The organism is Bradyrhizobium sp. 21 (assembly GCF_023073335.1).
GTDB lineage: Bacteria > Pseudomonadota > Alphaproteobacteria > Rhizobiales > Xanthobacteraceae > Bradyrhizobium.
Genome location: NZ_JADPJG010000002.1, coordinates 303,575 through 327,599 on the forward strand (window position 1 = coordinate 303,575; position 24,025 = coordinate 327,599).

Consider the following 24,025-nt stretch of genomic DNA (forward strand, 5'->3'; position numbering starts at 1 on the left):
GCGGGGGACCTTTGATGCGAGCTGAAAGCAACGGGACGGCCCGGCGGATTCTCTGCGTGTTTCCGCGTTACACCTCGTCGTTCGGGACGTTCGAGCACTCCTACCCGCTGACCGACGGCGTTCGCGCCTTCATGCCCCCGCAGGGGCTTTTGCTGCTCGCGGCTTATCTGCCCGTGGATTGGCAGGTCAAATTCGTCGACGAGAACCTCCGCCGCACGACGAGGGAAGAGTTCGAATGGGCGGAAGCGGTCTTCGTCAGCGGCATGCACATCCAGCGCCAGCAGATGAACGACATCTGCCGCCGCGCCCATGAATTCGATCTGCCGGTCGCGCTCGGAGGCCCCTCCGTCAGCGCCTGTCCGGATTATTATCCGTCGTTCGATTATCTCCATGTCGGCGAGCTCGGCGACGCCACCAACCAGCTATTCGAGATCCTGTCGCGCGATGTCTCGCGTCCCGAGGCCCAGGTGGTGCTGACCACCAAGGACCGCGTGCCGATGACGGAGTTTCCGATCCCGGCGTACGAGCTCGCGGACGTGAAGAAATACATGCTTGGCAGCATCCAGTATTCCAGCGGCTGTCCCTATGAGTGCGAGTTCTGCGACATCCCCGGCCTCTATGGCCGCAATCCGCGCCTCAAATCGCCGGAACAGATCATAGCCGAGCTCGACCGCCTGCGCGAATGCGGCATGACCGACACCGTCTACTTCGTGGACGATAATTTCATCGGCAACCGCAAGGCAGCGCTGGATCTCCTGCCGCACCTCATCGAATGGCAGAAGAAGACCGGCTATGTAGTGCGGCTTGCCTGCGAGGCGACGCTCAACATCGCCAAGCGGCCCGAGATACTCAAGAAGATGCGTGAGGCCAATTTCATCACCATATTCTGCGGCATCGAGACGCCTGATCCCGACGCATTGAAGGCAATGCACAAGGACCATAACATGATGGTCCCGATCCTCGAGGGCGTGCGCACCATCAACTCCTACGGCATGGAGGTGGTGTCGGGCATCATCATGGGGCTCGACACCGACAAGGCGAATACCGCGGACGCGCTGCTCGCATTCGTCGAGGAATCCCAAATTCCGCTGCTCACGATTAACCTGCTTCAGGCGCTGCCGAAGACGCCGCTGTGGGATCGGCTGGAGCGGGAAGGGCGCTTGATCGAGGACGATGGGCGCGATTCCAACGTCAACTTCCTGCTGCCCTACGACGACGTCGTGGCGTCCTGGAAGCACGCCATGAGCGTCGCCTATGAGCCGGAAAAGGTGTTCGCGCGCTTCCAGTATCAATGCGACCACACCTATCCGCATCGCCTCAAGATGCCGGTGCCGGATGAGATGAAGACCTGGCGCAACATCAGGCGCGGCCTGATCATGATCAGGAACATCTTCTGGAAGGTCGGTGTGCTCGGCGACTACAAGCGCGTGTTCTGGAAGTTTGCGCTGGGACGCATCAAGCGGGGCGACCTCGAAGGCCTGATCGGCTGCACCCTGATCGCGCACCATCTCATCACCTTTGCGCGTGCGGCATCGAGCGGCGAGACCAATGCGTCGAACTATTCGCTGCGGCTGCGCGAAGCCTCCGTTCCCGCCGAATGATGCGACATGTCTGATTCGGCCGTCCCGCGCCGCCGGACCCTCGATCTGCGGTCGCTCACGCCCGCGCGAGTCGCGCTCGGGCGCAGCGGCGCGAGTGTGCCGACGCGCGCCTTGCTCGATTTCACGTTGGACCATGCCCGTGCCCGCGATGCCGTGCATGCCGTCTTCGACGCGCCGCGGCTGGCAGCGGATCTCCGTGCGCTCGGCCTCCTCGTCACCGAAGCGAAGAGCCAGGCGGTTGACCGCAGGGACTATCTGCGCCGGCCGGATCTGGGACGACAGCTCGATGCCGGCTCGGCAGAGCTTCTCGCGCGAAGTGCCTCGGAGCCGTGCCCACTCGCGGTCGTGATCGGCGACGGCCTGTCGGCGGCGGCGGTCCACGCCCATGCGGCCGCGCTCGTCATGCGCCTGCTGCCGTTGCTCGCGGAAGGGGAAGGTGTCGCGATCGGCCATGTCGCCGTCGCCTCAGGCGCGCGCGTCGCGCTCGGCGACGAGATCGGCGCCATTCTCGGCGCGCGCATGGTCGTGACGCTGATCGGCGAGCGGCCGGGCCTGTCGGCGCCCGACAGCCTCGGCGCCTATCTGACTTTCGCGCCGAAGCCGGGCCGCACCGATGCCGAGCGCAATTGCGTGTCGAACATCCACAAGGCCGGGTTGAGCTATGACGAGGCTGCCTTCAAGATCGCCTGGCTGGTCCGCGAGGGGCTGGCCCGGGAGGTCACCGGGGTGGCGCTGAAGGACGAGAGCGCGGACCGCGCGCCGCGTCGAATTGGCACGGCTTCGCCCGAATGACGGGCATTCCGACAAAATCGCCACATCTTGATCGATTTGGTCACACTTGCCCTGCTTGCGAGAAGGGTGATTGACCTGCTAAACCCCTCGCGGCGATTTTCCGCGCATTTTCAAAGGGCAAGCCTCCCATTGGTATGGCATTTTCAAGCCGTTCGCGGGACGCAATAAGCTCACAGACCGAGCCGATTTAGGAACTGGACAAGGCATGCTCGAAAAGCACCGCGAGAATGAGGTTCATGTCGACAAGGTCGAGCAGGGGCCTGCGTCCTCTATTGCCTTCGGGCTGGAGCGCATCGGGCTGATCGCCGTCCGGGCACCTATTGTCTCCTGCATTGTCCTGCTCGTGCTGATCGTCGGTGCCGTGTTCGGCATTCACCGGATCAAGATCGACGATTCGCTGTCGCAGTTGTTTCGCTCCAACAGCCGCGAATTCCACCAATATGAAGAGGTGACGAAGAAGTTCCCGGCCGAGGAATTCGACGTCCTCGTCGTCGTCGAGGGCAAGACCCTGCTGGCGCGGAACAACCTCGAGAAGCTGCGCGACTTCGTCACCGACATGCAGCTGGTCGAAGGCACGCGCGGGCTGGTCTCGCTGTTCTCCGCGCGTCAGGCACCGGCGCCGGGCAAGCTGCCGGCGGCGCTGTTCCCGGGCGAGCTGCCCGAGGGTGCGGCCTATGACAAGTTCATTGAGACCGTCAAGAACAACGAGATCATCCGCGGCAAGCTGTTGTCGGAAGACGGCACGCTGGCGCTGATCGTGCTGTCGCTCGATCCGGAGGTGGTGGCGTCCAGCAAGCTGACCAAGACCGTCGCCGACATCCGCGCCTTGATGAAGGAAGACCTCAGCGACACCGGGCTCAACGTGCAGCTCTCCGGCGTGCCGGTGATGCAGCTCGAGATCCGCAACGCGGTCGAGCGCGACGGGCTCACCTACAACATCCTCGGCATTCTCGCGGGCTGCGTCATCGCCATCATCTTCTTCCGCAAGATTTCCTTCATGGTGGCCGCGGCGTTCCCGCCGATGATCGCGATCCTGCTGGCGCTCGGCGCGCTCGGCTGGGCCAATTTCAATCTCAACATGTTCCTGAACGTGATGACGCCGCTCATCATGGTGATCAGCTTCTCGGACTCGATGCAGCTGACTTTTGCGGCGCGCGACCGGTTGATCGCGGGCCAGGACAAGTTCACCGCGTTCAAGAACGCGGTGCTGGTGGTGGGGCCGGCCTGCGTGCTGACGCACGGCACCGCCGGCATTTCCTTCATCGCGCTGCAGTTCTCCGACTCCGACCTGATCCGCAAATTCGGCGAGGCGGGCCTTGCCGCCACCATCATCGCGCTGGTTGCGGTGCTGTCGCTGGTGCCGGTGTTCGGCGTGCTGCTGGTGCGCAACGAGAAACTCTTTGCGACCAAGTTCCAGAGCGCGGATGCCGGCGTCCAGGCGCTGCGCAATTTCTGCTACTGGATCGCGGTGCGCATGGTGGGCCGTCCCGGTCTGTTCAGCCTGATCGCGGTGGTGTTCGTCGCCGGCCTCGGGGTCATCTACGCCAATCTGGAGCCGCGCTACCGCCTTGCCGACCAGGTGCCGGACAAGCGCCAGGCGGTCGCCGCCAGCGACCGGCTCGACGCCAAGCTGACCGGCGCCAATCCGGTCAACGTGCTGATCCAGTTCCCCAAGGGTGAATCGCTCTATTCGCCGGAGACGCTGCAAACGATCGCGGACGTGCACGCGACCGTCGAGAAGGCGGCCGGCGTCGGCAATGTCTGGTCGGTCGAGACCCTGCGCCGCTGGCTTGCGGACAAGGCCGGCACCGCCGACGTCGCGACGCTGAAGGAATATGTGAGCGTCATTCCCGAGCATCTGGTGCGACGCTTCATCGATGCCGAGCAGGACGCCGTCGTGGTCGCGGGCCGTGTGCCGGACAAGGATTCCAGCCAGCTGCTGCCGATCGTCGACAAGCTCGATTCCGAGCTCGACGCCGTTCGCAAGAAGCATCCCGGCTACGAGGTTGCGGTGACGGGTCTTGCCGCGATCGCCGCGCGCAACTCGGCCGGCATGATCGAGAAGCTCAACCGCGGCCTCACCGTCGAATTCGCGCTGGTCGCGCTCTTCATCGGCCTCGCCTTCCGCTCATGGGTCGTGATGTTCGCTTGTATCCTGCCCGGCATCTTCCCGGTGGTGATGTCGGGAACGGTGCTGTGGGCGATGGGCGAGGGGCTGCAATTTGCCAGCGTCGTCGCGCTGACCGTCTCGTTCGGCCTCGGCTTGAGCGCGACCATCCACTTCCTCAACCGCCTCAGGCTCGAGAGCAAGCCGGGCGTCGGCTCGGCGCTGGCGGTGGAGCGGGCGACCGTGCTGGTCGGCCCGGCGTTGATCCTGACCACGCTGGTGCTGGCCTGCGGCCTTGTCGTCACGGTGTTCTCCGACCTGCCGTCGCTGCGGCTGTTCGGCTGGCTCAGCGCCTTCTCGATGGTGATGGCGCTCGTCGCCGATCTCTTCATCCTGCGGCCGACGGCGATGTGGCTGATCAACCTGCACGCCAAGCTTCAGGGCGCGGACAAGCCGGCGATCTGAGCGGCTTCATTCGTCGGACATGGAATCGGCGTAGTCTGGACGACTGCGCCGGCGTTCCGGCCGAGGATGCGGTCAATGCGGCAGGACAGCTCCATCCTGGAGTTTCAGCGGAAGCGAGGTGGCGATTCAGCGGCCTTTTTCGTCCCGTTCCTGACACCGGACATGATCCTGCTCGACGCCGGTTGCGGACCCGGGAGCATCACTGCAGCGCTCGCGGGCAGCGTCGGAAAGGCGATTGGCGTCGATATCGAGTCGAGGGCGATTGCGGCGGCCAATCGGCTTGCAGCGGGGACCCGTCTCACAAACTTGTCCTTTGTCGAAGCCGACATGACCGCGCTTCCATTCGAGGATGGATCGTTCGACGCCGTGTTCTTTCACGCGGTGCTCTACCACCAGACCCAGGCGACACTGACGCGAACGCTGGCGGAAGCGCGGCGGGTGCTGAAGCGGGGTGGCTTGGTCGTAACGCGCGACGCCGATGTCGGCGGCAATGTTCTTCATCCCGAACTCGACGGTGTGCGCCTCGCACTCGACCTCTGGCAGCGCTGGTACGAGCACGCCGATCCGGAGGCGCTTTGCTTCGGTCGTCGGCAAGGTTCGATTCTTCGCGCCCACGGTTTCACGCCGGTCTGGGCGGGCGCCAGCTATGTCAACCACAGCGCCGATGCCGCCAGCCGCAGCGAGGCCGTGGCCGATGCGCGGCGCAGCTTGCGCGGCCTCGGGCCGCAGCTCGTGGGTAAGGGGCTCGCGACGGATGATGAAATTCATGCCGCGCTTGCCGGGTGGGACGCTTGGGGAGCCGATCCGGACGCGGTGTATTTCAGATGCCGATGCGAGTGCGTCGCGCGGAAGGATTGATCACACCCGTCACTGTCGTGCGTCGATGCTTGTGCGCTGCGGAGGATGCCGAAGGAGCCGATGTCTGCGATGGAATCGAGCTCAGCAAAAAGCCCCCGGCTCGCGAGAACCGGAGGCCATGTTCCTTTTAGCCGGGAAGGGGATCAGCCCTTCGTCATCGTGATGTTGACGCCGCGGATCTCGCCCTTGGAGGAGATCTGCACCGTCTGCTTGGTGCCATTGGTGCGCAGCGACAAATTGGCAGCGAAGCCGTTGGCCTCGACGAAAACCTCGATCTGGCCGCCGCCGGCGGTGCCCTGCAAATTGCCGAAGATGTTGCGGTTGGTCTCGCTCCAATTGCCGGAGATCCGCTCGCCCTGGCTGGTCACGTCGCTGGTGAGGTCGAATTTGTAGCTGTCGGACGCGCAGTGCAGGGCCTGCTTCAGGCTGAGACCGGTGCCGGCGACCTTGTAGTCCGCCCTGCAGCGGATACGCTCGGTGGAGCCATCGGACAGCGACACCGTGCCGGTGCCGGTCCACGCGCCTTCGAAACCCGCGAACGGTCCGGACGACTGAGCGTGGCTTGCCGAAACTGAGAAGAGCAGCGCAGCCCCGATGCCGGCCGCCTTGATTGCCAGTCCAGATCGTCCAAAGAATTTCATCTCAAATATCCCGTTTTGGAACGACGTCCGCTTATGACTAGAACGTCTCGCCACATCGAAGGTTTAGTGCTCCGAGCCTGTGTCAGGTTCAAATGTCTAACCGGTTCAGATGTCGGCATCGCGAAGCGCGCTCGCCACGGTTCGCCTTGCAATCCCCGTGTTTCGACCTGTTTCTGACGGAAGAGGCGGGGTGGAGAGATGCAGCCCTGCAACAGGTGCGCAGCAAAACGCGATGTGCCTGATTTATGACGTAGTATCAATCTCTTACATCTGCCAATGAAGGCGCAGGGAAGACCTGATTTGGTGGACGCGGCGCCAATTTGGCCGCATTTACCAGTGCTTGTGCCTTCTCCAAAGCCGCACGTTCCGCGGCGACTTGCCATCAGAACAATCCCTTCCGGTCGTCTGCCCTGTGCTGCCCGGGATCGGTGCGATTCTGCCGTCAGAATGAAGGAATACAATGCGTAAGCTTCTCGTCGCTCTCACCTTGCTGTCGGCCTCCCTCTCGACCGCAGCGTTCGCCCAGCAAGGGCGCGGCACCGACGCTGAGCAGAAGGCCTGCTCGCGCGATGTGCAGAAGCTCTGCCGTCCGGTCATCGATCAGGGCGATTTCACCATCCTGGCCTGCCTCAAGGAGAACCGGGCCAAGATTTCGCAGGCTTGTGACCAGGTCCTGAAGAACCACAACCAGTAAGCTCGGCCACTGGCCCACAAAAGGCGGCCCGCGGGCCGCCTTTTCGGGCCCGATCCGCGAAGGGCAGCCATCGAGAGACAGGATTGGTTTTGCGGCCGTATTCCCCTATATGGGGGCCGCGGCGGCATGAGCCCGCGCGAGCGAAAAGCCCTTCCTGTCCAAACGATTGTAGACCAGCCCTCGATGACCTCTGCGAGCGAATTGCGATCCGGCAAGGGTGAGCGCGACGAGAATTTTCCCGTCGCGTCCTGGATCATTCATCCGCGTCATCGCGCGCTGATCCTGGCGTATTACAATTTCGTCCGCACCGCCGACGACATCGCCGACCACGCGACGCTGCCGCCCGACCAGAAGCTCGCTTATCTCGATTTGCTCGAGGCGGAATTGCTCGGCACGGGCGACACCCAGGCCGAGGCCGTCAGCCTGCGGCGCGCGCTGGCCGAGCGCGGCATGGCGCCGCGCCACGCACTCGACGTGCTCATCGCGTTCCGCATGGACGTGACCAAGCTGCGCTACGAAAACTGGGACGAGGTCATCCACTATTGCCGCTATTCGGCGATGCCGGTCGGCCGTTTCATGCTCGACGTCCATGGCGAGAGCACGTCGACCTGGGCCGCATCGGACGCGCTCTGCGCGGCGCTGCAGATCAACAACCACCTCCAGGATTGCGGCAAGGATTTCCGCGAGCTCAACCGCGTCTACCTGCCGCGCGACGCGCTGGCCGCCAGTGGCGCCTCGGTCGAGCAGCTCGGGCTCGCCCAGTCGCCGCCGGCGATGCTGGCCTGCCTTCAGGCACTGGCCCTGCGCAACGAAGCGCTGCTGAACGAGAGCAAACAGTTGAGCGCGGAGGTGCGCGATTTCCGCCTCGGCGTCGAGATCTCGGTGATCCAGGCCTATGCCGACCGCATCGTGCGCCTGTTGAAGGTACGCGACCCCCTGCGCGAGCGCGTGCACCTGAACAAGTTCGAGCTCCTCACCTTCAGCCTCGCCGGCATGATCGGCGAAGTCAGGCGCCGCGCGATCGGACGCAAGGCCATTTCCAGACCGGGGACCGCACATGACGCTTGAGGCGACCTCGCCCGGCGCCAGTTATGGCTCGACCGCATCCGGCAGCTCGTTCTACGCCGCGATGCGTATCCTGCCGCACGACCAGCGCGAAGCGATGTTCCAGATCTACAGCTTCTGCCGCCAGGTCGACGACATCGCCGATTCCGACGGCCCGCGCGACGAGCGGCTCGCCGCCCTTCAGGCGTGGCGCAACGACATCGATGCGCTCTACCAGGGCAATCCGCCGCCGCGGCTGAAGGACTACGTCGCCTCGGTGAAGACCTTCGGGCTGAAGCGCGAGGATTTCCTCGCCATCGTCGACGGCATGGAGATGGACGTGCCGCAGGACATCCGCGCACCCGACATGGCGACGCTGGATCTCTATTGCGATCGCGTCGCCAGCGCCGTGGGGCGGCTGTCGGTGCGGGTGTTCGGCTTGCCGGAAGAGGACGGCATCCTGCTCGCCCATCATCTCGGCCGCGCGCTCCAGCTCACCAACATCCTGCGCGACATCGACGAGGATGCGGGCCTCGGCCGACTCTATCTGCCGCGCGAGGCGCTGCTGCATGCCGGCATCACCTCCAACGATCCGAACCGGGTGATCGTCGAGCGCGCGCTGCCGAAGGTCTGCCTGCCGCTGGCGCAACGCGCGAAGGCGTATTTCGAGGAGGCGGACGAGATCATGAACCGCAACAGGCGCCGCGCGGTGCGCGCGCCGCGGATCATGTCGAAATACTATCATGCCATTCTGGACCTGCTGATCGCGCGCGGCTTCAACGCGCCGCGAGAGCCGGTGCGTGTGTCGAAGATCACGCGCGTCCTGATCCTGCTGCGTTACGCTCTCCTCTGATGCAAAAAACAGCTCACATCATCGGCGCGGGAATCTCCGGCCTCTCCGCCGCCGTGCGGCTCGCCAATGCCGGCTTCAAGGTCGCCGTGCACGAGGCGACGCAGCAGGCCGGCGGCCGCTGCCGTTCCTATTTCGACGGCGCCACCAATCTCACCATCGACAACGGCAATCATCTGCTGCTGTCCGGTAACAGCCATGCGCGCGCCTATGCGCGGTCGATCGGCACCGAGGCCGGCCTCGTCGGTCCTGACAGCGCGCAGTTTCCCTTCGTCGATATCAAGACCGGGCAGCGTTGGCAGATCGATCTCGGCGCCGGCCGGCTGCCCACCTGGGTGCTCGACGAGAGCCGCCGCGTTCCCGATACCGGGCTCACCGATTATCTGAAGCTGGCGCCGCTGATCTGGGCGTCGGAAGCGACGCTGGTTGGAAAATCCATTCCCTGCGAGGGCGTGCTCTATCAGCGCCTGGTGCAGCCGCTGCTGCTTGCTGCGCTCAACGTCGATCCGCCCGAAGGCTCGGCCGGGCTTGCCGGCGCCATCGTGCGCGAGACGCTGCTCGCCGGCGGGCAGGCCTGCCGTCCCCTGATCGCGCGCGACGGCCTCAGTGCGGTGCTGATCGAGCCGGCCGTGACATTCCTGCAGGAGCGTGGCCACACCGTTCAGCTCGGCCACGAGCTGCGCTCGTTTGCGACCAATGACGGCAAGGTCGGCGCGCTGAATTTTGGCGGCGAGGATGTGATCCGGATCGTCGAGGGCGACGTCGTCGTGATGGCGGTGCCGCCGCGCGCTGCAGCGAGCCTGTTGCCGGGCCTGAAGACGCCGACCGAATTCCGCGCCATCGTGAACGCGCATTTCCGCGTTGAGCCGCCGCCTGGCTCGGCGCCGATCCTCGGCGTGATCGGCGGCGTCGTGGAATGGCTGTTCGCGTTCCCGAACCGGCTGTCCGTCACCATCAGCAACGGCGATCGCCTGGTCGACATGCCGCGCGAGGAACTCGCGCAGGCGATCTGGAACGACGTCTGCAAGGCCGGCGGCGTGTCCGGCGAGCTGCCCCCTTGGCAGATCGTGCGCGAGCGCCGTGCCACATTTGCGGCGACGCCGGCGCAGAATGCCCTGCGTCCGGGGCCGGTCACTGCGCTGAAAAACCTGTTTCTTGCAGGCGATTGGACTGCTACGGGATTGCCTGCAACCATCGAGGGATCGGTAAGGTCCGGTGATCGCGCCGCCGATCTGGTTCTGGCCGCCAAAGGATCCTGACAAGGGATACTGACAGGCGGCCCTGACGGGCATTTGTCCCGGCCAATTTCAATCGACTATCGGAGCAATCGAGCGAGATGGATTCCGTGAACGCGACCAGCCCCGAAGCCCTCGAATCCAAGACCTTCGAATCGAAGAGCCTGGAATCAAAGGTCCTGGAATCGAGCATTGCGTCGGCGACGCAAGGCGTCATCGGCTTCCAACAATCCGACGGCCATTGGGTGTTCGAGCTCGAGGCCGATTGCACGATTCCGGCTGAATACGTGCTGCTGCGCCATTATCTCGCCGAGCCGGTCGATGCCGTGCTCGAAGCCAAGATCGCCAATTATCTTCGCCGCGTGCAGGGCGTCCATGGCGGCTGGCCGCTGGTGCATGACGGCGAGTTCGACATGAGCGCCAGCGTGAAGGCGTATTTCGCGCTGAAGATGATCGGGGATTCGATCGACGCGCCGCACATGGTCCGTGCGCGCGAGGCGATCCATTCCCGCGGCGGCGCCATTCACAGCAACGTCTTCACGCGCTTCATGCTTGCGATGTTTGGCGTCGTGACCTGGCGCGCGGTACCGGTGCTGCCGATCGAGATCGTGCTGCTGCCGTTCTGGTCGCCGTTCCACATCAACAAGATTTCCTACTGGGCGCGCACCACCATGGTGCCGCTGATGGTGCTCGCAGCGCTGAAGCCGCGCGCGAAGAATCCGAAGGGCGTCGGCATCGACGAGCTGTTCCTGCAGGATCCGCGCTCGATCGGCATGACCGCCAAGGCGCCGCACCAGAGCATGGCCTGGTTCGTGCTGTTCCGCGCGCTCGACGGCATTTTGCGCGTGGTCGAGCCGATGTTTCCCAAGAGCTTGCGCAAGCGTGCCATTGACGCGGCGCTCGCCTTCACCGAGGAGCGGCTCAACGGTGAGGACGGCATGGGCGCGATCTATCCGCCGATGGCCAACATCGTCATGATGTACGACGCGCTCGGCAAGGACGAGAACTTCCCGCCGCGTGCGATCACGCGCCGGGGCATCGACAAGCTGCTCGTGATCAAGGACGACGAAGCCTATTGCCAGCCCTGCGTCTCGCCGGTGTGGGACACAACGCTGACCGCCCACGCGCTGCTCGAAGCCGGCGGTGACAAGGCGGTGCCGGCGGCCAAGCAGGGTCTCGACTGGCTGATCCCGAAGCAGGAGCTCGAGGTGAAGGGCGACTGGGCGGTGAAGCGGCCCGACGTGCGCCCGGGCGGCTGGGCCTTCCAGTACAACAATGCCCATTATCCCGATCTCGACGACACCGCGGTGGTCGTGATGTCGATGGACCGGATGCGCCGGGAGCACGGTGCGACCGGTTATGACGCCGCGATCGACCGTGCCCGGGAATGGATCGAAGGCATGCAGAGCGACGACGGCGGCTGGGCCGCTTTCGACGTCAACAACCTCGAATATTACCTGAACAACATTCCGTTCTCGGACCATGGCGCGCTGCTCGACCCGCCGACCGAGGACGTCACCGCGCGCTGCATCTCGATGCTGGCCCAACTCGGCGAGACCGCGAAGACCAGCAAGCACGTCGTGGACGGGATCGCCTACCTCCGCAAGACCCAGCACCCCGAAGGGTCCTGGTACGGCCGCTGGGGCATGAACTTCATCTACGGAACCTGGTCGGTGCTGTGCGCCCTCAACATGGCGGGGGTCCGCCACGACGACCCGATGATGCGCAAGGCGGCCAACTGGCTGGCCTCGATCCAGAACCAGGACGGCGGCTGGGGCGAGGACGCCGTCAGCTACCGGCTGGACTACCAGGGCTGGCAGGCCGCCCCCTCGACCGCCTCGCAAACGGCATGGGCCTTGCTTGCCCTGATGGCGGCAGGCGAGGTTGATCACCCGGCCGTCGCCCGCGGGGTGGAGTACCTGATTGCCACACAGAACAAAAAAGGACTGTGGGACGAGAGCCGCTACACCGCCACAGGCTTTCCCCGTGTATTCTATCTACGATATCATGGTTACCCGAAGTTCTTCCCGCTGTGGGCGTTGGCGCGGTATCGGAACTTGCGGAGCACCAACAGCAGGGTGGTAGGGGTCGGAATGTGACTTTGGGGACGGGGGACTATCTGACCGCGGGCAATGCCATTGATCCGCGACCGATCTTGATCGTGACTGGACTGGTTCAGGAGGCCCGCATCGCGGCTGGGCCCGGAATGGCCGTCATTTGCTCGTCGAGCAGCCCGGCCCAGTTGCGGGCGCTGCTGACGGTGATGGATCCCAAGACGATTCGCGGCGTGATTTCGTTCGGCGTGGCCGGCGGGCTCGACCCGACGCTGCGCTCCGGCGACGTCGTGCTGGCGACCGAGGTGCTCGCCGGCGATACCCGCTGGGCCGCCGGGCTGTCGCTCGGCGACGACCTCATCGACCGCCTGACGTCGGGCCGCCGCCGCGTGGTGCGCGGCAGCCTTGCCGGCGCCGAGGAAGTGGTCACCGGCCGCTCCTGCAAGGCGGCGCTGCATTCGGAGACCGGGGCTGCGGCCGTCGACATGGAAAGCCACATTGCGGCGGCGTACGCCGCCGAGGCCGGCTTGCCGTTCGCCGCGGTCCGCGTCATCAGCGATCCCGCCCATCGCGCGCTGCCGGCGCTCGCCCGCGCCGCGATCAAGCCGAACGGCCAGATCGACGTGCTGGCCGTGCTGCGCGGCATCGTGCGAAATCCGACAGCACTGCATGGACTGGTCTCGACCGGCATCGACTTCAACCGCGCGCTGCGCAGCTTGCGCGGCTGCCGCGACTTCCTGATCGGCACCGAACTCGTGGAGAGCGAGGCGCTGGTGTCCGAGGCGGCATAAGTTTCTCGATCCGACAACAGAAAGGCCCGGCCGCCCTTGGCGTCCGGGCCTTTCTTGTTCGCAGCGGCCCATCTATTTCCCGTCTTGTTGGGTGCCGTATCTAGTGCACCTTTCTCTAGGTCTCGTCCGGCGGGACGATCCGGATCGGCCGCGTCCCGATCTCTGCTCCGGTAAACTTATCAATCGTGAGGGGCTCGATCTCGGTTCCCGTTTCTTCGTCAAAGAAGCGCGTTACGCCTGTAGCATCACGATGCTTTCGTCCCCAGGCTCCGATTGTGAGCAGAACGGGAAGAAAGTCCCTTCCGGCTTGCGTGAGGACATATTCGTCACGCGGCGGACGATCGCTGTAGCGGCGGGTCTGAAGCAACCCGTCCTGGGTCAGAGCGGCAAGTCTTTTGGTCAGCATCGTCGGTGCAATCCCGAGGCTTTTGCGAAACTGGTCGAAGCGGGTGAGCCCTGCGTGGGCGTCCCGCAGGATCAGCATGCTCCATGCGTCCCCGACCAGGGAGAGGCTGCGGGCGATTAGGCAAGGCAGATCATCGATGTTTTTCATGTTGATATCGTTTTGATAGTAAGTTAGTATCTTTTCGATATTGACACTTTGACGTGGGAATTCCACGAAAAAAGAGGATTCGAAGACAATGACCAGTCAGCAACGCGTTGCCCTTGTAACGGGCGCTTCTTCCGGTATCGGCTTGGTGACGGCGCAGGCTCTGCGCAAGGACGGCTACCGGGTCTTCGGTACCAGTCGGAAGCCCACAGCCGATACCGACGGCATAAAGATGCTGGTCTGCGACGTCACGGATGACGCTTCGGTGCGAACCCTGGTCGCCGATGTTGTCGAGGCCGCGGGCCGAATCGACTTGCTGGTCAACAATGCAGGAAGCGGGCTGCTCGGCGGCGCCGAAGAATCTTCTTCTGCTCAGGTGAAAGCGCTGTTCGATGTCAACGTCTTCGGAGTCGTCCGGGTGACCAACGCGGTCCTGCCCATCATGCGGCGGCAGCGCGGCGGACGGATCGTCAATCTGAGCTCGCTCCTCGGTCTTGTCCCCGCGCCATTCAACGCCTTCTACTCTTCGACCAAGCATGCCATCGAGGGCTACTCAGAATCCCTTGATCATGAAATTCGAACCCAGGGAATCCGCGTTGTGTTAGTGGAGCCGGGATTCACGCGGACGCCGTTCGAAGACAGCATCACCAAGCCAGACAGCATTCTGCCGGAATACGACTTGGCTCGTTCCTCGGCGGCCGAACAGATGCGAGAGGGTCTGGAAAAAGGTGACGCGCCGGAAGTGGTGGCGAAAGTTGTTGTGAAGGCCGCCAATGCGAGATCGCCGAAGCTGCGTTATACCGCCGGCAAGGTTGCGGGACAGGTCCGGTTCATGCGGCGGTTCGTGCCGGAATCTGTCCTCGACAAGGCCTTGCGCAAGTTCAACAAACTGCCTGCCGCTTGATCGGCTGCGGTTTGAAGTGAACAAAAGAAAGGCCCGGTCGCTAAGGGCGGTCGGGCCTTTTCGTTCGATGTGACGCGCGCGCTCTACGCCGCAGTCGAAGCCTTCCGCGCAGCCTTCTCCTGGGCAGCGGCGGCCTCGTCCTTGCGGATCTCCGACAGGCGCTTCTGCACTTCCGCCGAGAAGATGTACTGCGCCGGACGCTGCTTGCTCATGTCGATCTCCGGCGCCATCGGGCCCGTGGTCCTGACGCCGCGCAGCGACACCCACATCGCCTTCAGCGGATGGCTGATGGCCGCGGTCGCAGCCGTCGGCTCGTAGCCGCAATGGGCCATGCAGTCGGCGCACTTCTCGTACTTGCCGGTGCCGTAGGTCTCCCAGTCGGTGGTGTCCATCAGCTCCTTGAAGGTTTTGGCGTAGCCTTCACCGAGCAGATAGCAGGGCTTCTGCCAGCCAAAGATGTTGCGCGCGGGCATGCCCCAGGGCGTGCACTCGTATTCCTGGTTGCCGGCGAGGAAGTCGAGGAACAGGCCGGAATGCATGAAATTCCACTTCTTGCCCTTGCCCATCGCAAAGACGTCGCGGAACAGCTTCTTGGTCTTGGTGCGGTTGAGGAAGTGCTCCTGGTCCGGCGCGCGCTCATAGGCGTAGCCGGGCGACATCGAGACGCCGACGCCGAGCTCGACGGTGAGATCGAGGAATTTTGCGATCTCCTCGGCCGGATGGCCGTCGAAGATGGTGGCGTTGACATTGACCGTGAAGCCGCGCGCCTTCGCCGCCTTGATCGCGGACACGGCGCGGTCGAACACGCCCTTCTGCGACACCGCCTTGTCGTGGTGCTCCTTCAGGCCGTCCAGATGCACGGAGAAGAACAGATACGGCGAGGGCTCGAACAGATCGAGCTTCTTCTCGAGCAGCAGCGCGTTGGTGCAGAGCGAGACGAACTTCTTGCGCGCGACGAGGCCGCGCACGATCTCGCCGATCTCCTTGTGGATCAGCGGCTCGCCGCCGGGAATGGCGACCATCGGTGCGCCGCACTCGTCGGCCGCGTCCCAGCACTCCTGTGCGGTCATGCGGCGGTTGAGGATCGCATCCGGATAGTCGATCTTGCCGCAGCCGACGCAGGCGAGGTTGCAGCGGAACAGCGGCTCCAGCATCAGCACGAGCGGATAGCGTTTACGGCCAAGCAGCTTCTGCTTGATCAAATAGCCGCCGATACGCATTTCCTTGAAGAAGGGGATAGCCATTACAAAGATTCTTTCTGGGCTTGGAATTCGGGTGGGTCAGCTCGCGGCCAGTTGGGCCGGAAGCCGGAATTCGATGTTTTCCTCGCGGCCCGGCAGCACCGAGACCTTGACCGGTCCGATCCGCCGCATCGCTTCGATCACGTCATCCACGAGTACCTCAGGCGCCGAAGCGCCGGCCGTGATGCCGACGGTCCTGGCATCTTTCAACCACTCCGGATTGAGCGCGCTGCCGTCGGCAATCAGATAACTCGCGACGCCGGCCTCGGTGCCGATTTCGCGGAGCCGGTTCGAATTCGAGCTATTGGCAGCGCCCACCACCAAGATCACGTCGACCAGCTTGCTCAAGTCCCTTACCGCAGATTGGCGGTTCTGTGTCGCATAGCAGATATCCCGGATGTCCGGGCCTTGAATATCTGTAAAGCGAGCCTGCAGGGCCGAAATGATGTCCTTGGTGTCGTCGACCGACAGGGTGGTCTGGGTGATGTAGGCCACTGGCGTATCCGCGGGCAGCGTCAGGGCCTTAACCTCCTCAACGCTTTGGACCAGCAGCACGGGGCCGGGAACCTGGCCCATCGTGCCCTCGACCTCGGGGTGGCCGGCATGGCCGATCAGGATCAAGGTGCGGCCCCTGGTGATGTAGCGCTTCCCCTGATTGTGAACCTTCGTGACCAGGGGGCAGGTGGCATTGAGCACCGGAAGGTCGCGCGCGGCGGCCTCTTCCTCGACGCTGCGGGCGACGCCATGGGCGCTGAACACCGTCACCGCCTTGGGCGGCACCTCTGACAGTTCCTCGACGAAGATCGCGCCTTTGTTCTTGAGGCTCTCGACGACGTATTTGTTATGCACGATCTCGTGGCGCACGTAGACGGGCGCGCCGTACTTCTGCAGCGCCCGTTCCACGATCTCGATCGCACGTACCACCCCCGCGCAAAAGCCGCGCGGTTGCGCCAGATAAACTTCCATTGGACGCCCATCACGCAAGTTGCACCAATCCGCTTCGTAGTCCCCGGCGGCACCCCGATACTGACCAACGAGTTGCAATATCCGCACCATTGGTTTCGCGCCCGCGGTAGCCGCCCACCCCGGTTGGGACTCCCGCTGCATGGAGGCGCAATACTTTGTGTCAAAAAATCGGCAGTAAGGAAAGGTCGAATGAACTTTGGTTCCTGAATGGATCCGTGCTACGGTATTATAGTAGAGAGCGTCCCGCCGGCGAAATGGCGATCTTTGTGCGCTCCTCCTTGGTCACTTTCCCGCCTCAACTCCTCGGCTATACCGACCGCCCCGCATGATTTTGCCCGGTCTTCGCCGTTTACCTCGAACCTCCTTGCGGCGCGTGCCACTCAAAACAGCAATAGGTTTCGCCTGGGAACTCCGTTAAACAGCGGGCGTTTCCGGCAAGCTGTTAATCGCAGAAAGAAAAGAAGTGCTGCAAAGCGTAGTCGTTGCCATCGTCAGGGCCTGCACCCGGTTTGCCTCCCTCGTCGTCGCTCTCGGGCTCCTGCTGTCGGTGGGGGCCGGCTATTACACGTCGCAGCACTTCGCCATCAACACCGACATCAATTCGCTGATTGCCCAAAATCTGGACTGGCGCCAGCGCGACCAGCAGTTCGATCGTGCCTTCGACCGCGATGCGACCATCACGGCGGTGGTCGAGGCCAAGACGCCGGAGATGGCGACCGCGGCATCTGACGCGCTCTATGCCAGGCTGAAGGACAACAAGACCGATTTCCAGTCGATGCAACAGCTCGGCACCGGCGAGTTCTTCGAAAAGAACGGCCTGTTGTTCTTGCCGACCGAGGAGGTCGCCAAGACCACCGCCCAGTTTGAATCCGCAGCACCCCTGATTGAGATCATGGCAGGCGATCCTTCGATCCGCGGCCTGACCGGCGCGCTGGAGACGGGGCTTGCCGGCGTCAAGCGCGGCCAGGTCAAGCTCGACAATACCGCGCGGCCCTTCAACCAGATCGCGCAGACGGTCGAGACCGTGCTCAACAAGGGCATTGCGAGCTTCTCATGGCGCGAGCTCGTTAGCGACGAGCCGCTGACGGATTCCGACAAGCGCGCCTTCATCGAGTTCAAGCCGATCCTCGACTACAACGCGCTCGAGCCGGGCAAGGGCGCCACCGACGCGATCCGCAAGGCCGCAGCCGACCTGGATTTTGCGACCAAATACCAGGCGCGCGTGCGCCTGACCGGTCCGGTCCCGATCGCCAACGAGGAATACGCCACCGTCCAGGAAGGCGCCGTCGTCAACGGCGTCGGCACCGTCCTCGTCGTGCTGCTGATCCTCTGGATGGCGCTGCATTCGTCGAAGATCATCTTTGCAGTGTTCATCAATCTCTTCGTCGGCCTTGCGCTGACGACAGCTGCCGGCCTGATGATGGTCGGCTCGTTCAATCTGCTGTCGATCGCGTTTGCGGTGCTGTTCGTGGGACTGGGCGTCGATTTCGGTATCCAGTACAGCGTCCGCTACCGTTCCGAGCGCTACAAGCACAACGATCTCTCCGGCGCGCTAGTGCTTGCCGCCAAGCGCTCCGCGGTGCCGCTGTCGCTGGCGGCAATGGCGACCGCCGCCGGTTTCCTCTGTTTCCTGCCGACCGATTACAAGGGCATCTCCGAGCTCGGCCAGATCGCCGGCGTCGGCATGCTGGTGGCATTCCTCTCCAGCATCACCGTACTGCCCGCGATGCTGAAGCTGTTGAACCCGCCCGGTGAGCAGGAGCCCGTTGGCTATGCCTTCCTGGCGCCCCTCGATCACTTCCTGGAGAAGCACCGTGTGCTGGTCGTGGGTGGAACGCTGCTGCTGGCAGTCGCCGGCCTGCCGCTGCTCTACTTCCTGAAGTTCGACTTCAACCCGATGAACCTGCGCAATCCGAAGGCCGAATCGATCGCGACCTTCCTCGATCTGCGCAAGGATCCGAACACCGGCGCCAATGCCATCAACGTGATGACCACGTCGGAAGATCAGGTGAGGCAGGTCGAGGCGAAGCTGGAGAAGGTGCCGGAGGTGTTGCGCGTGATGTCGCTCAACAGCTTCGTGCCGGAGGACCAGCCGCCGAAACTGAAGCTGCTGGCGCAGGGCGCCAAGGTCCTGAACCCCGCGCTCAATCCCGATCAGATCGACGCGGCGCCGACGGACAAGGAGAATGTCGATGCGCTGAAATCCTCGGTCGACAATCTGCGCCGCACCGCGGGCGATGCCAAGGGTCCGGGTTCGGCCGCCTCGCGACGGCTTGCGGATGCGCTCGAGAAGCTCGCCAATGGCGACGAAGCCACGCGCAATAGGGCGCAGGACGTGTTCGTCACGCCGATGAAGATCGTGTTCGACCAGCTTAGGAACGCGATGCAGGCCGAACCTGTCACCCTGAAATCACTGCCGCCCGACCTCGTCAGCGCCTGGAAGAGCAAGGACGGCATCATCCGCGTCGAGGCGCTGCCCAAGGGCGATCCCAACGACAACGACACGCTGCGCAAATTCGCTGCGGCGGTGCTCGTTGCCGAACCGGCCGCGATCGGCGGCCCGGTCTCGATCCTGAAATCCGGCGACACCGTGGTGAATGCGTTCATCCACGCCGGCATCTATGCGCTCCTGGTGATCGGTCTGTTGCTGTGGCTCGCGCTGCGGCGATTCGTCGACGTGCTGATGACGCTGGTGCCGCTCCTGGTTGCGGGCGCGGTGACCCTCGAGATTTGCGTGTTGATAGGCCTGCCGCTCAATTTCGCCAATATCGTCGCGTTCCCGCTGCTGCTCGGGGTCGGCGTGGCCTTCAAGATCTATTACGTCGTGGCCTGGCGCTCGGGCAGGACAAACCTGCTCCAGACCAGCCTGACCCGTGCGATCTTTTTCAGCGCCCTGACGACGGCGACCGCGTTCGGCAGCCTGTGGCTGTCGAGCCATCCCGGCACGTCCAGCATGGGCAAGCTGCTGGCGCTCTCGCTGGTGACGACGCTCGCCGCCGTGCTGCTGTTCCAGCCGGCCCTAATGGGCAAACCCCGCAATCTCAGGGAGTAGGCAGATGTCGCCGACCGGGTCGGCGGCGGCCTTCTGACCGGGTTTGGCAGTGCCGGCGGCCTTCGGCGCTGCGGGTGCAGGCTGCGCCGCTGCCGCTGTAGCGCCCGTCGTTCCCTGGGCTTTCGGGGCTGCCCCGGTGGACTTCGGCGCGCCCTTGGCCATGGCGTTGGCAGGGCTCAAGGGAATCGGGGGAGCGACCCGGGTCCAGGTCTCGCCACCGCACAGGAAGCCCATCACGCAGCCCTTGATTTCGAGCTGATCGGTGCCGACAGGCGTGATCGTCGCGCTGTAGAGCTGGCCGTCCTTGGCGTTGTAGACTTGGCCTTCCCACTGATCGACACCGGGTTTCTTCTTCATGTCGATCAGGGTCGCCATGCCCAGCGTGGGCCTGGTCTTTTTCGACGCATCCGGATTGTATTCATCGCGGCCGCCGGGCTGTTTTTCCCAGGAAACCGCGCCCCACATGCTACCATTGCATTGGGCAACGCGAATGTTGGCGACGCCGTCGGCGACCCGCCAGTCGCCGGTGGGATCGGCCGCGAGCGCCGGGGTCAGGCAGGTGAAACCGCCAGCCAGTATTAGTCCGGTGTAAAGGGCTAAACGCATGATAGTTCCTTGGCAGTGCAACATGGTCTAAAGCTGTGCTTGCGAAGATGGTCCGAAAAAGGGCAAAAGGCCGCACAGACCGTTTTCGGCAACGGTCCGTTTTCAGTTGACGAGACGGCCCTCAACCGAAGTATGTAGCGGATGCACAGCCCAAATCCAGACATGTCTCAGCTATTCGCGGACCGTCAGGCCCAGCGCAGCGCCCTGCACAATCGGCATCTGAACGAGCAGTTCGTTCGGGTCCTGAAGACCATCGGCTACGATGTCGGCTTCCAGAAGGGGCAGGGGCAGTACCTCTACGACCGCGATGGCGCGCGCTATCTCGATCTCTTGTCCGGCTTTGGCGTTTTTGCGATCGGGCGCAATCACCCGGTCATGCGCGAGGCGCTCAAGAGCGTGCTCGATGCCGACCTGCCGAATCTCGTTCAGTTCGACGTCTCGGTGCTCGCCGGCGTGCTCGCCGAGCGGCTCCTGAAATATGTTCCCTATCTCGACAAGGCGTTCTTCGCCAATTCCGGCGCCGAATGTGTCGAAGCCGCGATCAAGTTCGCCCGTGGCGCCACGGGGCGTCCCGGCATCGTCTATTGTGCCCACGGCTATCACGGCCTCACCTACGGCGCGCTGTCGCTGACGGGCGATTCGAACTTCCGCACCGGCTTCGAGCCGCTGCTGCCGGGCTGCACCTCGATCCCGTTCAACGATCTGGCTGCGCTGGAAAAGGCGCTGGCCTCGCGTGAGGTCGCGGCCTTCGTCGTCGAGCCGATCCAGGGCAAGGGCGTCAACATGCCCACCGACGAGTTTCTGCCCGGTGCGGCGGCGCTCTGCAAGAAATACGGCACGCTGTTCGTCGCCGACGAGATCCAGACCGGCATGGGCCGCACCGGCCGCTTCCTCGCGGTCGAGCACTGGAACGTCGAGCCCGACATGGTGCTGCTGTCGAAGTCGCTGTCCGGCGGCCACGTGCCGGTCGGCGCCGTGCTGACGCGCAAGAGCATCTTCGACAAGATCTTCAACCAGATGGACCGCGCGGTTGTGCACGGCTCCACCTTCTCCAAGAACGATCTGGCGATGGCCGCGGGCATCGCCACGCTCGACGTGATGGAGTCCGAGAAGCTGATCGAGTCCGCTGCCAAGCGCGGCGCCGAGCTGCGCCTTGCGCTGACGCGCATGGTGCCCGGCTACGAGCTGCTGAAGGAAGTGCGTGGCAAGGGCCTGATGATCGGCATCGAGTTCGGCCCGCCGAAGTCGCTGCGGCTGCGGGCGTCGTGGAACGTGCTGGAGGCCGCCAACAAGGGCCTGTTCTGCCAGCTCATCACCGTGCCGCTATTCAAGGACCACAAGGTCCTGACCCAGGTCGCCGGTCACGGCAGCCACACCATCAAGCTGCTGCCGCCGCTCACCATCACCGAGGAAGACTGCGGCTGGATCGAGCGCGCCTTCGACGACGTCATCGCCGGCAGCCACAAGGTCCCCGGTGCGATCTGGTCGCTCGGCAAGACGCTGGTGGACAACGCGGTGCGGCGGTCGGCGTAACCTCAGGCCGAATGCGCGGTCCGTCGCGCGAGACTAGCGTGTCGCTCCAATGCTTCTAAGCCCTCGGTGTCGTCCTGGCGAAAGCCAGGACCCATACCGCGTGATTTATCAATAGATCTCGGGGCCAGTACCACGTGCATAACTTTGCCCTGTGGTAATGGGTCCTGGCTTTCGCCAGGACGACCAAGTGGAGGCACTTCGGTCTATCGACATCGTGGTGCGATGCTGCGCCACTACCCCTCCACATTCGCCTTCATTGCCGCCTCGAACTTGTCGACGAACTCGGCGAGTTCGTCGCCGCCGATATCGCTGACGGCCCAGAAGTTCAGGCCGCGCTCGCCCCAGCGGCGGCAATTGAAGCCCTGCATGCTCTGGGTCTTCGGCAGTCGATGCTCGGTGCTCGCGGTCTGCGCCACGAACAAATTGATCACATGCTGACGGCGCTTGTAGACGACCGCGCCGATGGCGCGGGCATCGATATAGTCGAGCCGGCCGCCGACGAGCGTAAAGCCCTGCGCCGTAAGATCGATCACGGGCGGGGCAACGTCGAGCTTGCCGTTGAACCACGGCTTGACTGTGTGCTGGTCGGTGGAGACGACGTCGATGAGGTGGCCGGCCTGGAGTGAGCGCAGATGCGCGGAGACGACCTCCGACAGGATGCGTTGCTGGTCGTCCTGGCGCAGCACCAATGCGACGACGCCGGACGCGGCGAGCGCGGAGACCGCCGAGCCCATCGCAAAGCCGCGCAGCACGGAGCGGCGGGTGGGTTGGCGCTGCGGCTGCGGCAGCGAAGCCTCGATCCGGGCGCGGAGGCTCGACGGCGCGGTATAGCGCAAATCGGCGTCGGCCAGCACGCGCTTCATTTCGTGTTGTGACGCAAGCTCGGCGGCGCAGGCCGGGCAACTGGCAATGTGGGCTTCCACCTCGCGCGCGTGGCCGGCATCGAGCTCGTTGTCGAGCAGCGCGTGAAGCAGGATTCTTGCTTCGTCGCAGGTCATCTGGCTTGCTCCTCTTCCGCCGTCCAGGCCGCGCGCAGCATGGCGCGGGCGCGGGCGAGGCGGGACATCACGGTGCCGACGGGCACGCCGGCGGCCTCGGCGATTTCACGATAGGACAGGTTGTTGATCTCCCGCAGCACGAATGTTTCCTTGAATGGCTCGGCGAGTGCGTCGATCAGCTTGCGGATCGCGCCGGCATCGCGGCTGCGCAGCATTTCGGTTTCGGGGCCCGCCTCGGTCTCCTGCCAGATCGGCGTCTGCTCGGCGGCGCCGGGCGTGTCCTCGATCGCGCTGTGCCTGTGCGCGCGCCGCGCATATTCGGCGTTGCAAACGTTGCGCAGGATCGCGAACAGCCATGGCTTCATCGCCGGCCCGCGATAGCTGTCGAAGTGCTTCAGCGCGCGCAGATAGCACTCCTGCACCGCATCCTCGGCATCGGAGGCATCGCGCAGCAGATAGCGCGCGAGCGTATAGACGTCGTCGAGATAGGGCATCGCCGCCTCGCGGAAGCGCTGCGCCTTCTGCAAATCGTCGTTGGCGGGCATCGCTCCTCGCTTTGCCTCTTGTTCTGGTCGTCGCGTTGTTTCGTCCAAGTTCGCTTGGTCGGCGTGTGTGACGGATGGCGCACGAGCCCGGCCGGCGTGGGACCACCGGCCGGGCAAGACGTTGATGCCTTGGTTCGAGGCGTTACTCAACCTTGATCATCCCCGTCATGTGCGGGTGCAGCGAACAAAAATACTTGTAGTCGCCCGCATTGGTGAAGGTGAACGAGAACTTGTCGTCGGTGTCCAGGGTCTTGGACCTGAACTTGCCGGCCGAGACGATCGTGTGCGGGATGTCGTCCCGGTTCATCCAGGTCACTGTGGTGCCAAGCTTGATCTTGAGCTCGGCCGGCTGGAAGACGAAATTGTCGATATGCACCTCCATATTGTCGTCGGCTCGGGCGGTTGTGACAGGCAGCAGGATGGTCGCGGCCAAAGCGAGACCGAGGTCGACAGCGAAGTCGCGGCGGTTGAGTGTCTTCATTGTCAGCTTCCGTTCAG

At 63.9% G+C, this 24,025-nt stretch carries 21 protein-coding genes; 13 read left to right on the forward strand and 8 right to left on the reverse strand.

What is annotated here, in order from left to right; all coding sequences use genetic code 11:
• The first annotated feature begins 14 nt into the window (after window positions 1-14).
• From IVB31_RS01350 to IVB31_RS01365, 4 genes are all read left to right on the forward strand, one after another.
• Window positions 15-1,601: a B12-binding domain-containing radical SAM protein gene (locus IVB31_RS01350; RefSeq protein WP_247317638.1), complete on the forward strand. Its 1,587-nt coding sequence runs from the start codon at window positions 15-17 to the stop codon at window positions 1,599-1,601.
• Between the two features lie 6 nt (window positions 1,602-1,607).
• Window positions 1,608-2,393, forward strand: a complete 786-nt coding sequence (eutC, locus tag IVB31_RS01355) for an ethanolamine ammonia-lyase subunit EutC (protein WP_247317640.1) — start codon at window positions 1,608-1,610, stop codon at window positions 2,391-2,393.
• A gap of 205 nt (window positions 2,394-2,598) precedes the next feature.
• A complete protein-coding gene (locus tag IVB31_RS01360) occupies window positions 2,599-4,965 on the forward strand; it encodes an MMPL family transporter (RefSeq protein ID WP_247317642.1) in 2,367 nt (788 codons plus the stop codon).
• A 75-nt stretch (window positions 4,966-5,040) separates the two neighbouring features.
• Window positions 5,041-5,823 carry a class I SAM-dependent methyltransferase gene (locus tag IVB31_RS01365; protein WP_247317644.1) on the forward strand — a complete coding sequence of 261 codons (783 nt, stop codon included), beginning with the start codon at window positions 5,041-5,043 and terminating at the stop codon, window positions 5,821-5,823.
• 143 nt (window positions 5,824-5,966) lie between these two features.
• Here the strand turns inward: IVB31_RS01365 and IVB31_RS01370 are convergent, their stop codons facing one another.
• A complete protein-coding gene (locus tag IVB31_RS01370; protein ID WP_247317647.1) occupies window positions 5,967-6,464 on the reverse strand; it encodes a hypothetical protein in 498 nt (165 codons plus the stop codon).
• 460 nt (window positions 6,465-6,924) lie between these two features.
• Between IVB31_RS01370 and IVB31_RS01375 the strand changes: the two genes are divergently transcribed.
• The 6 genes from IVB31_RS01375 to IVB31_RS01400 all read left to right on the forward strand — a co-directional run bounded on the left by IVB31_RS01375 (window position 6,925) and on the right by IVB31_RS01400 (window position 13,132).
• Window positions 6,925-7,158 (forward strand): hypothetical protein, encoded by a 234-nt coding sequence (locus IVB31_RS01375; protein WP_007593627.1) that lies wholly within the window; start codon window positions 6,925-6,927, stop codon window positions 7,156-7,158.
• Window positions 7,159-7,341: 183 nt separating this feature from the next.
• Window positions 7,342-8,226 (forward strand): squalene synthase HpnC, encoded by an 885-nt coding sequence (hpnC, locus tag IVB31_RS01380; protein WP_247317649.1) that lies wholly within the window; start codon window positions 7,342-7,344, stop codon window positions 8,224-8,226.
• Window positions 8,216-9,055: a presqualene diphosphate synthase HpnD gene (hpnD, locus tag IVB31_RS01385; protein WP_247317651.1), complete on the forward strand. Its 840-nt coding sequence runs from the start codon at window positions 8,216-8,218 to the stop codon at window positions 9,053-9,055. Before hpnC ends, hpnD begins: the two co-directional genes overlap by 11 nt.
• A complete protein-coding gene (hpnE, locus tag IVB31_RS01390) occupies window positions 9,055-10,311 on the forward strand; it encodes a hydroxysqualene dehydroxylase HpnE (RefSeq protein WP_247317654.1) in 1,257 nt (418 codons plus the stop codon). The genes hpnD and hpnE overlap by 1 nt, the downstream gene beginning before the upstream one ends.
• A gap of 77 nt (window positions 10,312-10,388) precedes the next feature.
• Window positions 10,389-12,386 carry a squalene--hopene cyclase gene (gene shc / locus IVB31_RS01395; protein ID WP_247317655.1) on the forward strand — a complete coding sequence of 666 codons (1,998 nt, stop codon included), beginning with the start codon at window positions 10,389-10,391 and terminating at the stop codon, window positions 12,384-12,386.
• Window positions 12,383-13,132, forward strand: a complete 750-nt coding sequence (locus IVB31_RS01400; protein ID WP_247317657.1) for a phosphorylase — start codon at window positions 12,383-12,385, stop codon at window positions 13,130-13,132. Before shc ends, IVB31_RS01400 begins: the two co-directional genes overlap by 4 nt.
• Before the next feature lie 115 nt (window positions 13,133-13,247).
• Here IVB31_RS01400 and IVB31_RS01405 read toward each other — a convergent pair whose 3' ends face one another.
• Entirely contained in the window at window positions 13,248-13,685 is a 438-nt protein-coding gene (locus IVB31_RS01405; RefSeq protein WP_247317659.1) for a helix-turn-helix domain-containing protein, read from the reverse strand.
• Window positions 13,686-13,773: 88 nt separating this feature from the next.
• Between IVB31_RS01405 and IVB31_RS01410 the strand changes: the two genes are divergently transcribed.
• Window positions 13,774-14,586, forward strand: coding sequence for an oxidoreductase (locus tag IVB31_RS01410; RefSeq protein ID WP_247317661.1), 813 nt, complete (start codon window positions 13,774-13,776; stop codon window positions 14,584-14,586).
• An 83-nt stretch (window positions 14,587-14,669) separates the two neighbouring features.
• Here IVB31_RS01410 and hpnH read toward each other — a convergent pair whose 3' ends face one another.
• Together hpnH and ispH are read right to left on the reverse strand one after the other, a co-directional pair.
• A complete protein-coding gene (hpnH, locus tag IVB31_RS01415) occupies window positions 14,670-15,830 on the reverse strand; it encodes an adenosyl-hopene transferase HpnH (RefSeq protein WP_247317663.1) in 1,161 nt (386 codons plus the stop codon).
• Window positions 15,831-15,866: 36 nt separating this feature from the next.
• The gene (ispH, locus tag IVB31_RS01420; protein WP_247317665.1) at window positions 15,867-16,793 is read right to left on the reverse strand and encodes a 4-hydroxy-3-methylbut-2-enyl diphosphate reductase; all 927 of its coding nucleotides are present in this window, start codon (window positions 16,791-16,793) and stop codon (window positions 15,867-15,869) included.
• Window positions 16,794-17,256: 463 nt separating this feature from the next.
• Here ispH and IVB31_RS01425 point away from each other — a divergent pair, with 463 nt between their 5' ends.
• A complete protein-coding gene (locus IVB31_RS01425) occupies window positions 17,257-19,845 on the forward strand; it encodes an MMPL family transporter (protein WP_247317666.1) in 2,589 nt (862 codons plus the stop codon).
• Here the strand turns inward: IVB31_RS01425 and IVB31_RS01430 are convergent.
• A complete protein-coding gene (locus IVB31_RS01430; protein ID WP_247317667.1) occupies window positions 19,813-20,451 on the reverse strand; it encodes a DUF2147 domain-containing protein in 639 nt (212 codons plus the stop codon). The two genes, IVB31_RS01425 and IVB31_RS01430, sit on opposite strands and share 33 nt — an antisense overlap.
• A 141-nt stretch (window positions 20,452-20,592) precedes the next feature.
• Here IVB31_RS01430 and hpnO point away from each other — a divergent pair, with 141 nt between their 5' ends.
• The gene (hpnO, locus tag IVB31_RS01435; RefSeq protein WP_247317669.1) at window positions 20,593-21,984 is read left to right on the forward strand and encodes an aminobacteriohopanetriol synthase HpnO; all 1,392 of its coding nucleotides are present in this window, start codon (window positions 20,593-20,595) and stop codon (window positions 21,982-21,984) included.
• A 233-nt stretch (window positions 21,985-22,217) separates the two neighbouring features.
• On the opposite strand, the gene IVB31_RS01440 is transcribed toward hpnO, so the two are convergent.
• The 3 genes from IVB31_RS01440 to IVB31_RS01450 all read right to left on the reverse strand — a co-directional run bounded on the left by IVB31_RS01440 (window position 22,218) and on the right by IVB31_RS01450 (window position 24,008).
• Entirely contained in the window at window positions 22,218-22,982 is a 765-nt protein-coding gene (locus IVB31_RS01440; RefSeq protein ID WP_247317671.1) for an anti-sigma factor, read from the reverse strand.
• Entirely contained in the window at window positions 22,979-23,527 is a 549-nt protein-coding gene (locus IVB31_RS01445) for a sigma-70 family RNA polymerase sigma factor (RefSeq protein ID WP_247317673.1), read from the reverse strand. Before IVB31_RS01445 ends, IVB31_RS01440 begins: the two co-directional genes overlap by 4 nt.
• 142 nt (window positions 23,528-23,669) lie before the next feature.
• Complete coding sequence (locus IVB31_RS01450; RefSeq protein ID WP_247317677.1) at window positions 23,670-24,008, reverse strand: cupredoxin family copper-binding protein; 339 nt, start codon at window positions 24,006-24,008, stop codon at window positions 23,670-23,672.
• Between the last annotated feature and the right edge of the window lie 17 nt (window positions 24,009-24,025).